The organism is Bradyrhizobium niftali (genome assembly GCF_004571025.1).
Lineage (GTDB): Bacteria > Pseudomonadota > Alphaproteobacteria > Rhizobiales > Xanthobacteraceae > Bradyrhizobium > Bradyrhizobium niftali.
This window is the reverse complement of record NZ_SPQT01000001.1, coordinates 970,435-984,888: the sequence shown is the minus strand read 5'-3', so window position 1 is coordinate 984,888 and position 14,454 is coordinate 970,435. Positions and strand designations below refer to the sequence as shown.

13 protein-coding genes are annotated in these 14,454 nt (G+C 59.2%); all 13 read right to left on the bottom strand.

Going from position 1 to position 14,454, the window contains the following annotated elements:
- Positions 1–10: 10 nt before the first annotated feature.
- The 13 genes from E4K65_RS04370 to E4K65_RS04310 all read right to left on the bottom strand — a co-directional run bounded on the left by E4K65_RS04370 (position 11) and on the right by E4K65_RS04310 (position 14,390).
- Entirely contained in the window at positions 11–640 is a 630-nt protein-coding gene (locus tag E4K65_RS04370) for an NADPH-dependent FMN reductase (protein ID WP_135173049.1), read from the bottom strand.
- A 299-nt stretch (positions 641–939) separates the two neighbouring features.
- A complete protein-coding gene (locus tag E4K65_RS04365; RefSeq protein ID WP_167770509.1) occupies positions 940–1,821 on the bottom strand; it encodes a helix-turn-helix transcriptional regulator in 882 nt (293 codons plus the stop codon).
- A 70-nt stretch (positions 1,822–1,891) separates the two neighbouring features.
- Positions 1,892–2,752: a helix-turn-helix domain-containing protein gene (locus E4K65_RS04360; protein WP_135173047.1), complete on the bottom strand. Its 861-nt coding sequence runs from the start codon at positions 2,750–2,752 to the stop codon at positions 1,892–1,894.
- A 247-nt stretch (positions 2,753–2,999) separates the two neighbouring features.
- Positions 3,000–4,184 carry an FAD-dependent oxidoreductase gene (locus E4K65_RS04355; protein ID WP_135173046.1) on the bottom strand — a complete coding sequence of 395 codons (1,185 nt, stop codon included), beginning with the start codon at positions 4,182–4,184 and terminating at the stop codon, positions 3,000–3,002.
- Between the two features lie 71 nt (positions 4,185–4,255).
- On the bottom strand, positions 4,256–5,188 hold the full coding sequence (locus E4K65_RS04350; protein ID WP_135173045.1) for a ketopantoate reductase family protein: 933 nt from the start codon (positions 5,186–5,188) through the stop codon (positions 4,256–4,258).
- A 231-nt stretch (positions 5,189–5,419) separates the two neighbouring features.
- A complete protein-coding gene (locus tag E4K65_RS04345) occupies positions 5,420–6,862 on the bottom strand; it encodes an aldehyde dehydrogenase (protein ID WP_167770508.1) in 1,443 nt (480 codons plus the stop codon).
- Positions 6,863–6,910: 48 nt separating this feature from the next.
- Positions 6,911–7,699 (bottom strand): SDR family NAD(P)-dependent oxidoreductase, encoded by a 789-nt coding sequence (locus tag E4K65_RS04340; RefSeq protein ID WP_135173044.1) that lies wholly within the window; start codon positions 7,697–7,699, stop codon positions 6,911–6,913.
- Positions 7,700–7,730: 31 nt separating this feature from the next.
- Positions 7,731–8,531, bottom strand: coding sequence for an SDR family NAD(P)-dependent oxidoreductase (locus E4K65_RS04335; protein ID WP_135173043.1), 801 nt, complete (start codon positions 8,529–8,531; stop codon positions 7,731–7,733).
- A complete protein-coding gene (locus E4K65_RS04330; RefSeq protein WP_167770507.1) occupies positions 8,528–9,049 on the bottom strand; it encodes a VOC family protein in 522 nt (173 codons plus the stop codon). Before E4K65_RS04330 ends, E4K65_RS04335 begins: the two co-directional genes overlap by 4 nt.
- A 35-nt stretch (positions 9,050–9,084) precedes the next feature.
- On the bottom strand, positions 9,085–10,779 hold the full coding sequence (locus E4K65_RS04325; protein WP_135173041.1) for a thiamine pyrophosphate-binding protein: 1,695 nt from the start codon (positions 10,777–10,779) through the stop codon (positions 9,085–9,087).
- Between the two features lie 66 nt (positions 10,780–10,845).
- Positions 10,846–12,054 (bottom strand): ABC transporter substrate-binding protein, encoded by a 1,209-nt coding sequence (locus E4K65_RS04320; protein ID WP_135173040.1) that lies wholly within the window; start codon positions 12,052–12,054, stop codon positions 10,846–10,848.
- Between the two features lie 183 nt (positions 12,055–12,237).
- Entirely contained in the window at positions 12,238–12,936 is a 699-nt protein-coding gene (locus E4K65_RS04315; RefSeq protein ID WP_135173039.1) for a GntR family transcriptional regulator, read from the bottom strand.
- 290 nt (positions 12,937–13,226) lie between these two features.
- A complete protein-coding gene (locus tag E4K65_RS04310; protein ID WP_135173038.1) occupies positions 13,227–14,390 on the bottom strand; it encodes an acyl-CoA dehydrogenase family protein in 1,164 nt (387 codons plus the stop codon).
- Between the last annotated feature and the right edge of the window lie 64 nt (positions 14,391–14,454).

The window sequence follows — 14,454 nt, the reverse complement described above, 5'->3', positions numbered from 1 at the left end:
TGGCCGCGCTCTATGCGCATTGCGCCGGCGCGGCTTCTGATACTTCTTGAGGCGAGAGTCCATTGGGCCGGCTCTCATATAGCCGCCGCATTCTCGCGAACTCGACGACCTGCTCGGCCACGAATGCAAGCTGTTGCGCTATGATCGGATCACTGCACGCACCATCTGCGGAAAATGGCCTCTGGGCGGTGTTAATCACCGCTGAAAATGGAGTCGGCCAACCGCGCAGCGCGTGAACAATGGTCCGCAAAGTCCCCAGCGTCGCGCCCATGGCTTGGGCTCCGCCCGCGCATACGATGGCGCCGACCGCGCGTCCGGCAAGATAGCCGCGCGCATCGGCGCTGAGATCCTCGGTGTAGTCTATTGCGTTCTTGACCAGGCCGGAGATCGAGCCATGATAGCTTGGGGTAGCAATGATGACTCCGTCTGCTGCGCGTAGTGCTTCGACCAACGCCGTCGCACGCTCCGTACGTTCAATGCTGTCGTAGTGCGGAAGATTTAACGATTGCCCGGCGAAGATCTGCGTTTTCGCACCGAGCCGCGCGGCTTCCGTCAAAGCCAGGCGGAGCGCCCGCTCCGAGGACGAGCCGTCGCGCAACGTTCCGCCGATCCCGACCACGAACGGAGACCAGTCTTTCATCGCAGCGGCCCGCTTTCCTGCGCAGCACGGCCAACCGAGGTCCAGGGCTCCTCAAGCAAAGGCCGGCCAATTCGGATATGCGAGCACCCTCGCCCGGCATCGAACAATGCCATGCGCCTCTCTCCCTATCGTGGGCGCCGTGATTGCGTCTGGCGCCTCTTCGTGAGGTGAAACTAGGGCATGCCGGGTGGCTAAGCCTGCACAAACCGGACCGGTTTGCAGGAAACTGACACAAACTGTCCGCTTCGTTTACAGGAAGCGAGCCAGCGTTCAGATCGGAAAGGCTGATCGTGGAGATCTTAATTCATCGCCCGTCGGTAAGCGCCCGGCGACAAGCCGGTCATCCGACGGAACGTGTTCGTGAAATGCTGCTGGTGCGCAAACCCGCATTGCCTTGCGACTTCCGCAAGCCCAATGTTTGGATCGGTCAGGAGCAGCTTCGCGTGATGAATTCGCACCCCCACAACGTAGCGGTGAGGAGACACGCCCAGCGAAGACTTGAACACCCGTATGAAGTACTCGGGGCTTACGCCGCAGATCGCGGCCAAATCGTCCAGCTTGATGCAATCCGCGATATTGGCTTCGACAAAATCACGAATCGAGCGGACGCTACGTGGACTCAGTCCGCGTTCCACAGCACACGGCGCTTTCCGCTCCCGTGCATTGAGGACGACAAGGCGATTGGCTATTGCATGCGCAATTGAATCGGCCAGAAGGGAACACGAGGTATCACCCTCGCGCACCATTTCTTCCACCACGGCCAGGAGATTGCAGGTTACTGGCTCCGGCTCACCCAACAAAGGCAAGAGGCCAAAATCGGAGTTCTGCGCTTTATCTTCAGAGGCAGAAAACAATTCGGGACGCAGGTACACGTGGACCGAATCCAACGGCGTATTTAGCGTCACCTCACAGTCGCGGCGCGGCGGCAGGAAAAAGATCCCCTTCTCCTGCAAATGCCTGGATACAACACGCCCGTCGATCCGATAGGTAACATCGACTGGTCCACTCGCCGCAGTCACCAGCAGGGCGTTGCCATTGGCTTCGAAGCGGCCTCTGAACGGCTCTTCCCGCTGAACCGATGCGAACATCGTCGACCAGCCGAGCCCCGCGCTGGATGCCTCGGGTTTCACGGCGAACTGTCGCAGCACGGAGTGGACCTCGCCACCGTCGAAAGGCCGCATGGTATGCTCATTTTGCGCTGCGGCTGGCGATGGTGGATCGGAGCGTTTCTGCATTGGCCCTGGCTGCTTGTCAGTTGACGCTGCGACGGTACCGACCCGGCGTTTGACCCGTCAGCCTGCGGAAGGCACGCGTCAAGTGTTCCTGATGGGAGAAGCCACACCGGAGTGCTATCTCAGCGAGGCCTTCCTGGTCTTGCTCGATCAAGCGCTTGGCCCGTTCGACACGTGCCGCAATCACATATTGGTACGGTGACTTGCCTGTCGTGGCTGCAAAAGCCCGAACGAAAGACTTTGTGCCAATGCCGCACGCGCTGGCCATCGCAGCAAGGGTAATCTCACTCTCAAGATTGGCTTCTATGAAGTCGTTAAGGCGCCGAAGTTCGTAGTCCGGCAGCCCAGCGGTCTGAACCTGCCAGGGTTCGCTACTCCTGCTAATCGCAGAGACCCTGTCCGCGAGCGCTCGCGCTATCGGATCGATGAAGAGATCTGAATTCGAGACATTCTCGCAAACCGCCTGCTCAACCGCCTGCGCCAGATGCTGGATAACCACGTCCCGTTCCACCAGCAGCGGTGTAACACTGTGGACAGAAACTAAGTTTGCGCGGAGATAAATATGGAGAGTATCCAGCGCCCCGTGCAATCCCACCTCGCACGCATGACCTGCCGGCAAAAAAAAGATGCTTCCTTTTGGAATGCAACGTGAAGTGACGTGCCCTCCTGATGCAAAGGTCGTTTGCACGGGGCCGCTACGGTGCAACACAATCAGGTCGTCAGCGATCGCTTCGAACCGCCCCTCGAAGGGGTTCTCCCTTTGGATCGACGCGTAAATCGAAGACCATCCATGCCCCTCACTCGTTGCACGGATGTCGGCCCCAAACCGTTGCAGAACACCGTGAGTATCGGAGCCTCTAAACTCGCGCTTTCCTTCCATCTCATGCTCCGCGTGTAGTCTGACGGGGCCCGCTGCAGCGCAATATGCGCCTCGTGGTGATGAAGAATAGTTCGTTATAACAACAATGCTCTGCGCACGCTATGTCTTCATTTGGCCCCCAGGAGGAAGCTGCCGTCGATCTGCTCGCGAACGAGCCGGAACGAGCCGGCTGCCTCGAAGCCGAACTCGTTGAAGAGGCGCGTCATCTACGCTTCAGTGCGTCGAACAGAGACTTGACCTTCAGGCGCTACTGAGGTCTCGCCTCGCTGCGCATTCGCACCGTCAGCATAAGCCGGTCGAGCAGCACCTCCTTATCTGTCAGACGGCGCAAGCGGATGAGATTGGCCTCGTGCTGCTCCGGATCTGCCGTGTCGAAGATGATCCGCTTGTTGTCGACCGCCGCGGGCGAGACGACCTCAAGGAAGATGCGGCGGCGCTCCTCGGCGTAGCGATCGAGGATCGAGTCCTCGACATCGCCACGAACGACAGCAGCCAGTGCCTCGTAGAGCGCAAATGCGTCGAACAATCCCGATGTGAGCCCGTAGGCGCCGCTGGGATTCGTTGCATGCGCTGCATCGCCAGCCAGCAACACTCTGCCAACACGGAACCGCTCGGCTGCCCGCTGATGCATGCGATAAGGTGCAAAGGCAACGACCTCAATGTCGCGCGCTCCCGGAAGGATGACGTCAAAGTACGCGGTCATACGCTCGGCGATGCTTTCCTCGGGTAGATCGAGCGGCTCGCTGTAGGTGCAGCGCCACAGATCGTCTTTATCGAGCTTTACGATGATTGCGCCATGGGTTGGGTGAATCAGAAAAGTGGTGCGCGCGTAGCCGTGCTTCGAAAAATCGTGCCGGACGTTGGCCGCGATAAACCGTTTCGGCCATGTGATACCATCGAACTCCAGATGCAGGGCCCTTCGAACGTTGCTCGTCGCGCCATCGGCGCCGATGACCCAGCCGGCACGGAGTTTGGAAGGGCCCTCAGGGCCGTCAACTGAGAGAGTGACCCCGCTGCCATCTTGCATCAGATCGCGCATTGTCACACCCCAGCGAACCTCGGCATGCGGAAACTGCTGGAGTCGGCGCAACGCAATTTCGGCAAGTAGGTTTTGGCCGAGATGGAGATTGAAAGGGAAAGGTGTCCGACCGTCGAGAACGTCCAGGCTGTAATTGATTTTCTCGCCGGTCGCGAAATCCAGGTAGGTATAGTCCTGCTTGGCGAACCCGACGTCCAACGCCTCTTCAAGCAAGCCAAGCCGGTTGAGGCCCTCAAGTACAGACCAGTGATAAACTATCGCGCGCGGGGAGGCGATGATTTCCGATGCATGCTCGATGACGACAACCGGGATGCCCGCCTGGGCGAGCCCGAGAGCGCTTAGCAAACCAACCGGGCCGGCGCCCACGATGGCGACTCTTTCTTCAACCGACATAAATGCCTCTTCTATTTCCTACAGGCGTGACTGCTTCTTTTTGCGATCGACGCCTAGCCGTCACGCTTCGCTCAAGCCCGTGGGGCCGCCGTCGGCGCACCATCGCGGAATGGCTGCAGAAGTCGATATGCGAGACTATGCAGCGGCGTTGCTATGCCATGCTTGTGGCCCAACCGGTCGATCTCACCGCTAATGAAATCGAGTTCGAGCCTCTTGCCAGCATCCAGATCTTGGCGCATCGACGCAACCGTCGCCGGCGGCAAGCTTTGAAGGATTCTCAGGGTCATCTCTTCTGCATCGCCGGTGATCGCAATGCCTTCGGCTCGGCCCACGCTTGCAACTTCGCGGATCGACTGCTTGGCAAGTTCGACGAGTTCCGGCGTGTGATAGACGACGCCGGCCGGAAGGCGCCCGAGCGATGTCAGCGCCGCATTGGTAGCGAAGCCTAAAAACTTTGTCCAAATGACGTCATCGATATCTTCAGCTATCTCAGCGGTGACACCAACGCTCGCCCAGCGTCGAACGAGTTCATCAACGGCTGGTGAGACCTTGCATTCCGGATTTCCTAGGGTCACCCGATCGGCACCGGCATAAGCAACCGATGAAGATCCCGTAAGCCGCGTGGCCGCAAACACCGGCCCAATGGCCAACTTCGACGGATCCAGAAGGGGGCGGAGAATGCCGTAGGCGCTGACACCGTTCTGGACGGCAACCAGTGCACCTGCCGGCGCCAAGGCAGGTAACGCCTGAGCGGCAGCGGCCGCGAGATCGTACAACTTCACGGCGAGAATAATGGCATCGAAGCTGCCCGCATTGGCGACGTCGCCAACTGCGGAAACGCGCTCAAGACGAAAGGAAAGGCGCCCCTCGGCCGTCAGTGTTGCTCCATCAAGCGCGGCTTGCCGACCCGGCCGGGTGACGAATACGACATCCAACCCCGCTGACTGCAACCAGCCACCATACAGCAGCCCGATTGCGCCGGATCCGACAATAGCAACCCTCATCGATCATCCTCAATCTTCTGTCCGAGCGTCGCCTCATGCACCCACTCCCTGCTTTAGCGTCGCATTGCGATTACCCGCATGCAGTCCCAACGAGACGCTTACCTTCTCTGCCTCTTCTTTGTGCTGAGGCGCTCAAGGGATCGCTCTACGATTGATCGTCTTGTGCAAGCGGGTCCAGCACCCGGGTATTGTCGAGAGCTTTTCGATGAACATGCTGGACCTTGTCTTCCCTTAGAACGGGTAGTGCTGCGGACCTTCGATCGTTATCCAACGAAGCTCGGTGAATTCGTTGATGACGGCCTTTCCGCCGAAGCGGCCGTACCCGCTGGCCTTTGTGCCGCCGAATGGCATCTGAGCCTCATCGGCCACGGTCGGCCCATTGATGTGGCAGATACCGCTCTGGATACCTTTCGCAATCGTCAGGGCACGGGAGACATCGCGGCCGAAAATCGCAGCGGACAGCCCGTATTCAGTGTCGTTGGCGACGCGCACGGCCTCATCGACGCCGGCGACACGAATGATCGATTTCACGGGTCCGAACGATTCCTCGTTGTAGATTTTCATCTCCGACGTCACGTGGTCGAGCAAGGTGGCTTCCACGACCGTTCCGTTGCGCTTGCCGCCCGCGACGATCTTCGCTCCCTTTCCGGTAGCATCCTTGATGAGCGCATCCATACGCTCGGCGGGCGCTAGATCGACCAACGATCCCAGGACGACATGCCCACGCGGATCGCCAGCCGGCAATGTCGAAGCCTTGGCCGCGAGTTTGGCGACGAACGCATCGGCGATCTTCTGATCCACAATAATGCGCTCCGTGGACATGCAGATCTGCCCCTGATTCATGAAAGCGCCGAAGGCCGCAGCATCGACTGCTTGGTCCAGATCAGCGTCATCCAGAACGACCAAAGGCGCCTTGCCGCCAAGTTCCAGCAGGGCAGGCTTGAGATGCTCCGCCGCGAGCTTGGCGATGATGCGACCGACTTTGGTTGAGCCTGTGAAATTGACCCGGCGTACGGCAGGATTGGAAATCAACGCCTCGACGATCTTGGGCGCATCCGGAGGTGCATTCGACAGGACGTTGACGACTCCTTTGGGGAAGCCAGCATCATTCAGAACTTGGCCGATAAGATGATGCGTTCCGGGACAGGTTTCTGAGGAACGCAAGATGACCGTGTTGCCGCAGGCGAGCGCCGCCGCGATTGCCCGCGTGCCGAGAATGACCGGGGCGTTCCACGGCGCCATGCCGAGGACGACGCCGGCCGGCTGGCGTACAGCCATCGACCAGATGCCGGGCTTATCGGACGGAATGACTTCGCCGGTGATTTGGGTGGTGAGAGCTGCAGCTTCGCGCAAGATGCCGGCGGCGAGATGGACATTGAAGCCAGCCCAAGGCGCCGTCGCCCCGGTCTCCTCTAGCATCAGCTTGATAAATTCATTGGTTCGGCTCTCCATAAGATCAGCCGCCTTCAGAAGGAGGCCGCGACGTAGCGAGGGCCCTGTCTCTGACCAGGTCTCGAACGCCTTGGCCGCAGCAGCGACGACCTTCTCGACATCTGCGAGCGTCGCCGCCGGCGCGCGTGTCGCGACCTTACCGGTCATGGGATCCTTGCGCTCGAAAGTCCGCCCTCCCTCGGCCGCAACCGCACCACCGTCAACGATAAATCCGATATCCATCAACACTCTCCTGATTTTCCAAATATTTATTTTCTAATTGCGCGGCCCTCAGGCCTGCGTTCCACCGTCGATCGGAATGATCGCGCCGGTCATGTACGTGGAAGCCGGCGATGCCAACAGCAGCGCGAGCCCCTTGATTTCATCCAGTTCGGCAAGCCGCCCTAAGGGCACGGTATCTGCGAACGCCGCGGCACCTTCGGGCGTATGCATCCGGCCATTGGCGATATTCGTCCGAAAAGGGCCTGGCGCGATGGCATTGACACGCACATTGTGAGGACCGAGCTCGAGAGCCGCGACGCGTACCACCTGTGCGATGCCGGCCTTTGCCGCGTGGTAGCCGTAACTCGGCAGCGCCGACGCGTGCAGCGCCGCGACGGAAGACGTCACGACGATCGATCCCTGCCGCCGTGGCTTCATATGTTTTGCCGCCACGCGAATTGTCCGAAAAGCGCCATCAAGGTTGACCCGAAGGCAGGCGTCCCAAAGCTCCATGGACGCCGCCTCGAGCTCGCCTTCGGGCTTGCCGTATCCGGGGCCACCGCTCACGCCTGCGTTCGCAAACACACAATCGAGCCGGCCATATCTTTCGGCGTAAGCGTCCACGACAGATTCGACTTTGCCGGCCTCGGCTATATCGACGCTGAACGTCTCAACGGCTCCACCGGCCTCGTCGATGGCGGCCGCCGCCTGCTTCAATTTGCCCTCGTCGATGTCAAGCATCGCGACCCGCCCTCCATTGGCTGCGATCACTTGCGCAATCGCGAGTCCAAGGCCAGACGCAGCGCCTGTAACGACGGCGACATGTCCGGACAGGTCAAACAGTTCAGCGGCTTTCATCGCGTCTCTCCTGGTTTAACGTTCGATCAGTTTAGTCAGCGCGACCAAGCAAGGCGCCGCCATCGATGACGATATGGGTCCCGGTGATATAGCTAGACGCTGGTGAAGCCAGGAAAAGCGCCAGCCCCTGTATCTCCTCGGGTCGACCGACGCGGTGAATAGGGCTGCCAGCTTCGAAGCGCTTCTTGAGGTCGGGCGTCGTGAGCTGGGTCAGAAACGGACCCGGCAAAATTGCGTTGACGAGAATGTTGTAGCGGGCGAGCTCAAGTGCGGACTGCTTGGCGAGGTGCGACACACCCGCCTTCGCTATCTGATAGGGCATACCGACGATAGCGCCTGGCCTGATGCTCGCAATCGACGAGGTCAGGATGATGCGTCCGCCGTTCTGTCGCTTCATATGCGGAACAGCGGCTCGAATGGTCGAAAAGATAGAGGTCAAATTCGTATCGATGACCTTGTCCCACAGCCTGTCCGGGACGGCCTCGATCGCACCCTCCGGATCCCGTTCGCCGGCCATCGACAGAAATCCCGGTCCGGCGTCGATGCCCGCATTGGCGAAAACGACATCGAGACGGCCGTTTCGTTCGACCGCTTTGTTGACAGCGGCCCTGACTGCATCGCGATCGGTAACATCGACGGAGACGCCGGCTACATCGCCGCGCGCCTTGAGCTCGGACACCGCCTGATCGAGGCTAGACTCGTCTTTGTCCAGCAGGACGACGCGTGCATCATTGTCGAGCATTGCCTCGGCGAAGGCCCGACCCAGGCCTTTGGCACCGCCGGTAATAATGACAGAAAGGCCGGTGACATCGAACAGATCCTGGGTTTTCACGTCGAGGCCCCTTGTTTGAGTGACCAGCGCCGGATGGGATCCTTGCCGTCCCAGTTCTGCGCCGCTGCGAAGTAGCTGTGATAGATGCCTTCGAGCGCCTCCGTCGTCTCGATCACCTCAAGCATGCCCGGCAAGTCGCGGCGGGTATCGACATAGACGATCCGCACGCCGCGCGGCGAGAGGTCGGAGAACACGACCGGGTAGCCCGCAGCCTCGTAGCGAGCGACGTCCGCATCGAAGTCCTTGGAACAGACGGCCCAGTGATGGAAACCGTGACCTTTGACCTTGATCGTCTCTTGATAGACCGACGGCTTGGTGTCGTGCTGCTCAATGAGCTCGATCATCATGTGGCCGGTAAAGGCGACGGCGAGAGTCAAACTCATGTCGGTCGGCTGGCCTCGATACATTCCCTTCGCAGGCACGAAAGGACCGCTCACAAACCAAGGCCCGATATTCAGCGCCTTCACATAATGCATCATCGCGTGATCGATGTTTTCGACCGTATAGGCTGCCTGCACCAGTCCGCCGACCGGCTGTCCGAATGAGAGTGGTTTCATCGTGCAAAAAACTCCGTACTACCCGCCATGCGCTCTTTGGCGACGACGAAGTCGAGAACTGCGGGCTTACCGCTTTCGTTGGCCACGAACGCCCGTTGTAGCGCGGCCTCGACCTGGTGGGGATCGGTGACACGCTCGCCGTAGCAGCCGGAGGCGACTGCAAGGCCCGCGTAATCGAGATCAAGTACGAATTCGGTCCCAATGAACCGCTCATTGAACGCTTGCACTTGGATGTCGCGGATCGAGCCCAAGGCGTGATCGTTGAATATGCACCACGTGACACCGAGCTTGAGTTCGGCGGCAACGGGAAGGATATTCATCACCATCTGGAAGGATCCATCACCGACGAAGCAGACGGCAGGCCGGTCAGGATAGACGAGGCGTGCGACGGGAAAAGCCGATGCCGCGAAGCCCATTCCATAGAAGCTCGAGGGCACGATCGTCGCGCGTGGCTCAAAGATCTTAAAATACGGGAATGCGCCACCCATACCCTGCGCGAGCACGCCGACGTCGATGGCGACGGTCGCGTTGCGTGGGAACACGCGCTGGATGCGATCGAAGATTCGAATCGGATGAATTGGCGTGGCATTAGAACTCGCCATGCTTTCGCGCTCTGTTTCGAGCGCAGCGCGCCGGTTCGACAACTCGGCGAGCCACTCCTTGGAGACCGTGCGCTGACCAGTACCCTTTGTTTTTAACTCCGTGAGAAGATCCTGGAGAACCAGGCGCGCATCTCCCGTGATGCCGATGGTCGCAACGACCGAGCGGCCGAGTTCGTTCGGATCGATATCGATCTGGATATAGGTGGCCGCCGGCGCCGGAACATATTCTGGCTTCCAGTTGGTTTCCTGCTGCTCAAAGCGAGCGCCGATGCCGATGACAACGTCGGCGTTTGGCAGAAGATACTTTGTGACATCCTGCCGATGATGACCGATGCCGCCAGCCGTGAGTTCATGATCGTCAGGCAATATGCCACGCCCTGCGAGCGTCGTGACGACGGGGCTGCCCAGCATCTCCGCGAGTTGACGCACTTCAGACGTTGCGTTTGCGGCTACGGCGCCGCCACCGGCGACAATTAGCGGCTTTCTAGCCGCGAGAAGAGCCGCCGCCGCGGTCTTGATGCGGTCGCTATCACCGCGAACCGCAGCCGGCTTGCCGACTGGGAGATAGTCGCCGACGTCAAACTGCATTCCAAGGATATCCTGAGGGATATCGATAAGCACAGGACCTGGCTTGCCCGAGCGGGCAATGGTAAACGCTTGACGCAGGCTTTCGACAATGAGGTCCGGTCGATCGACCCGGACGCCCCATTTCGTGATAGCGGCAAAAATCCTGACTTGGTCGATTTCTTGGCTTGCGCCACGATGTGCGTTGCGGGTGGCACCACGTCCCGCGATGATGACCATCGGCAACGCACCGACATATGCTTCCGCTACGCTCGTGACCAGATTGGTGGCGCCGGGCCCTGCCGTCACACAGCACACGCCGGGCTCACCGGTAAGCTGCGCATAGCCGGCAGCCATGCTTGCAGCATGCTGCTCGTGCCGCACGAGAATGTGAGAGATCTGCTGTTGTCCGTAGAGAGCGTCGTAAATTCCGATTGTGTGGCCGCCGGGCATTCCAAAGATAAACTTCACGCCTTCGGCCTTAAGAACGTCAACGACGGCTTGACCGCCACTCTTCATCACCATTGCCTCGATCCAGTTTTTGTCATCGACGACCCCAGCCCCGCTTCGCGCGACGATTTGCTACGTTGATCACGGTTTGGCCGAGCCGGCTTTCACCAACGGACATCCGCCATCTTGGAGCGGACGGAATGCTTCATCTCCAGGTACTGTAGCCACCACGTTGTAGAGGTCCCACTTTCCTTTGGACTCCTCGGGCTTCTTGACTTGGAGAAGATAGAGGTTGCGCAACACACGGCCGTCGATCCGCACCTTCCCATCTTTGGTCGTGAAGTCATTGACCGGCAGCTCGCGCATCTTTGCAGCGACGGCGTCCGCGTCGCGCGATCCGGCGGCGTTGACTGCTTTGAGATAATGGAACACCGCGCTGTACGACATCGCAGGATCCCAATCCGGCGGATGACCTATCTTTTCTTCGAAGCGCTTCGACCAGGCACGCGTCTCGTCATTCAGGTCCCAATAGAAGGGATTGGCCAGAAGCAAGCCGTGGGCGGCCTTGAGCGTGATGCTTTGGACATGCTCGAGAAAGAGCACGTAAGCCGCGAAGGTCGCACCGTTTGAGGTGAGACCGAATTCGACGGCCTGTTTGATGGAGTTGACCGTATCGTCCGAAGAATTTGCAAGACCGATCACGTTCGGATTGGTCGGCTGCGCCTGCAAGAGGAAGGAGGAGAAGTCGGAAGTGTTCAGCGGCGCGTAGACGGCGCCGAGGACCTTGCCTCCGTTGGCCTCGATTACGGCGCTGGTATCGCGCACAAGGGCACGTCCGAATACATAATCGGCGCCGAGGAAGAACCAGCGGTTGCCGCCCCGCTTGAGAACAGCGGCTCCCATTACGTGCGCCAGCGAATACGTGTCAACGGCCCATTGCGTCGTGTAAGTGTCGCATTTGGGACCAGTCACGTCGGAACTCAGGGCGCCAACAAATAGCGAAATCTTCTTCTTTTCTTTGGCAAGACTTTGGACCGCGAAAGCAACCGCCGAGTTCGGTACGTCGACGACCGCATCGACACCCTCAACGTCATACCAGCGGCGCGCGATGGCCGAGCCGACGTCCGGCTTGTTCTGATGATCGGCAAAGATGAGCTCGGCCTTCTTACCGAGCACCGGCCCCGCGTCGTCGATTGCCATGCGAACGGCTTCAACGGTCTCTCGACCGCCAGCAACGGCATAAACCGACGACATGTCGTTCATGACGCCAATCTTGATGGGTGGATCGTCAGCGTGTGCGGAACTCGCCCACATCAACGCACCTGCGAAAACCACACCTAGAGACCTCATCGCAAATCTCCTCCCAAGCGAGCGATCCTCCTCGGGACGCTCGCGAATTGTGATTTGTGATAACAAATCACGAATGAGAGTCAAGAGCTTTGAGCGCGCCCCAGCACGCACGCGCTACTAGCAGCAGCGCAGCACTTCCAGCTTCGTGTTTGAATTTGGATAGTTTGGTGGAGGACTAGACGGCTAGTGGGCCGGCTGCTTGTCCTGGATAAAGGCCGCGATGATGCGATCGCCACCCTTCATTAGGTCTTCTGTTAGCGCCGCCCTTGCTGCCTTGGCATCGCCGGCACTAAGCGCAGCTATAATTCGATGATGGCCGCGGGCGCCTTCCGAGGTCAAATTGATCGGAATATGGTTGAAAACAGGCCCGATCTGGAGCCACAGCGACTCGATCATTGAAAGTAATAACGGGCTCTTGGCCGCTTCATACACCGTAAAATGAAACTCCTGGTTCAGCGCCCAAAATTGACGCTGCTTATTTCCACTCAAGGATTTAATCTTCTCATGGATGCGCTTGAGGGATGCAATGACGTCAGGGCTAACGTGCTGACATGCCAGGGCGGCGGCCTCGCCCTCCAGAAGAATCCGAACTCTGCGAATTTCCAAGAACTCATCGATCGTCTTTTCAGGTACGATGACGCGATGGTTGGGGAGCATTTTCAGTGCGCGTTCGACGACTAGGCGCGCAATGGCGTCCCGAACCGGCATCAGGCTAACATGTAGGCTTTGCGCCAGACCTCGGAGCTTCATTTCCGAGCCGGGCGCGAAGCCTCCAGACATGATCATAGTCCGGAGTTCGCGGTACACGCGATCGTTGAGGGTCTCTCGTTCGACAGCGCGAATCGAGCTCTCCAGCCCGACCTTGTCTACTCCTTTAACCATTCGCTGAGTCGCCTCGTCCTCGACAATTCCGTCACCTTATCAAGAGACGCGCGCTTGGCAAATCTGACGCCTTCCCCGGATGCGTACTAGCCGCTCACCGATGATCCGCGCTGCACTCCGCCAGGCGATAGGCGAGACGCGTATCGCTTTATCCCTGAAGAACAACGCTTTTTCCGTGGCCGAGAGCCTGATGCAAGCCGTTTAAATGCGTTCCACAACACATCCAAATAGGCAGCTCATCGCTCCCGAGCCAATGGTCGCAATTCTCATGACCTACCAAAAAACATTCATCAGAGAGCCGGGACGCCATTCTTCATCAGCGATCGAGCGATCACCATTTTGTGGATCTCGGTCGTACCATCATAGATCCGAAGAACGCGGGCATCGCGATAGAGACGCTCCATGATGAACTCTTTCGTATATCCCATTCCCCCAAAAATCTGGACGCCGCGATCGACGACGCGGCCAAGCATCTCGGATGCGTGGAACTTGACCATGGATACCTTTTCACGCGGATCCCTGCCTTGATCGATCTCCCAGGCGGTGTTCAGCACCATCATACGGACGCCGAAGATGTCGGTGACCATATCGGCGAGTTTCTCCTGGATCATCTGGAATTCGCCGATGGGCTTTCCAAACTGCTTGCGCTGCCGGGCATAATCGGTCGCCAGCGCAAGGACCCGGCTGGCCATTCCGACGGCGCGCGCGCCAACTCCGCCGAGCCGGTAGGCGTTCACAAACGACAGCATTTGGCTCAAGCCCGCGCCTTCCTCCCCCAGCAATTGCTCCGGGCCCACGCGCACATCCTCCAGCGACAGCTCGGCGTGGTTAACGCCGCGCATGCCCATCATGTGCTGCACGCGCGCGACACGAAATCCGGGCGTCCCCTTATCGACGAAAAATGTTGAGATGCCCTTTGTGCCCTTCTCGGGATCCGTTACCGCGGAGATGATTACCGTATCAACGAAATCGCCGTCCGTGATGAAGTGCTTGGTCCCATTGATGATCCAATCCTTGCCGTCGCGTTTTGCTGTCGTGCGGATTGCTGCCGCGTCCGAGCCGGCAGCCGGCTCGGTCATACCCAGTCCGACGTCGATTTCGCCCCGGACTGCCGGAAGAAGATAGCGTTCGCGTTGCTCCCCTTGACAATGAATGATCGGCCCAGGAATGGCACCAAAGGCGCGCCGCACGAGCGCATCCGATGTCCAGCCGCATTGCTCTTCGACCAGGCAGGAATCGATTGTTCCGAGCCCTCCCCCACCGACGTCTCGGGGATAGGTCATCGCAAAGAGCCCGAGCTCGCATGACTTGCGGCGCAAGTCGCGGACGAGATCAGGATCCACCGTCCCGGAATCCTCGACCTTCTGTTCGAGAGGGGCGAGCTCCTTTTCAATGAAGCGTTTCACCGTGTCGACCAGCAGTCGGCTTTCCTCTGGAACTTCGAAGTCAATCATGTCGTTTCCTCTTGATTGTTTGGCTGGCCGAACAAGAGCCGGCTTGTCTTAGGAGATTCGAAGT

Excerpts from the sequence above, each read along its gene's own strand:
- E4K65_RS04370 (WP_135173049.1), bottom strand. The coding sequence starts at position 640 with ATGAAAGACTGGTCTCCGTTCGTGGTCGGGATCGGCGGAACGTTGCGC.
- E4K65_RS04365 (WP_167770509.1), bottom strand. The coding sequence starts at position 1,821 with ATGCGGCCTTTCGACGGTGGCGAGGTCCACTCCGTGCTGCGACAGTTC.
- E4K65_RS04360 (WP_135173047.1), bottom strand. The coding sequence starts at position 2,752 with ATGGAAGGAAAGCGCGAGTTTAGAGGCTCCGATACTCACGGTGTTCTG.
- E4K65_RS04355 (WP_135173046.1), bottom strand. The coding sequence starts at position 4,184 with ATGTCGGTTGAAGAAAGAGTCGCCATCGTGGGCGCCGGCCCGGTTGGT.
- E4K65_RS04350 (WP_135173045.1), bottom strand. The coding sequence starts at position 5,188 with ATGAGGGTTGCTATTGTCGGATCCGGCGCAATCGGGCTGCTGTATGGT.
- E4K65_RS04345 (WP_167770508.1), bottom strand. The coding sequence starts at position 6,862 with ATGGATATCGGATTTATCGTTGACGGTGGTGCGGTTGCGGCCGAGGGA.
- E4K65_RS04340 (WP_135173044.1), bottom strand. The coding sequence starts at position 7,699 with ATGAAAGCCGCTGAACTGTTTGACCTGTCCGGACATGTCGCCGTCGTT.
- E4K65_RS04325 (WP_135173041.1), bottom strand. The coding sequence starts at position 10,779 with ATGGTGATGAAGAGTGGCGGTCAAGCCGTCGTTGACGTTCTTAAGGCC.
- E4K65_RS04320 (WP_135173040.1), bottom strand. The coding sequence starts at position 12,054 with ATGAGGTCTCTAGGTGTGGTTTTCGCAGGTGCGTTGATGTGGGCGAGT.
- E4K65_RS04315 (WP_135173039.1), bottom strand. The coding sequence starts at position 12,936 with ATGGTTAAAGGAGTAGACAAGGTCGGGCTGGAGAGCTCGATTCGCGCT.
- E4K65_RS04310 (WP_135173038.1), bottom strand. The coding sequence starts at position 14,390 with ATGATTGACTTCGAAGTTCCAGAGGAAAGCCGACTGCTGGTCGACACG.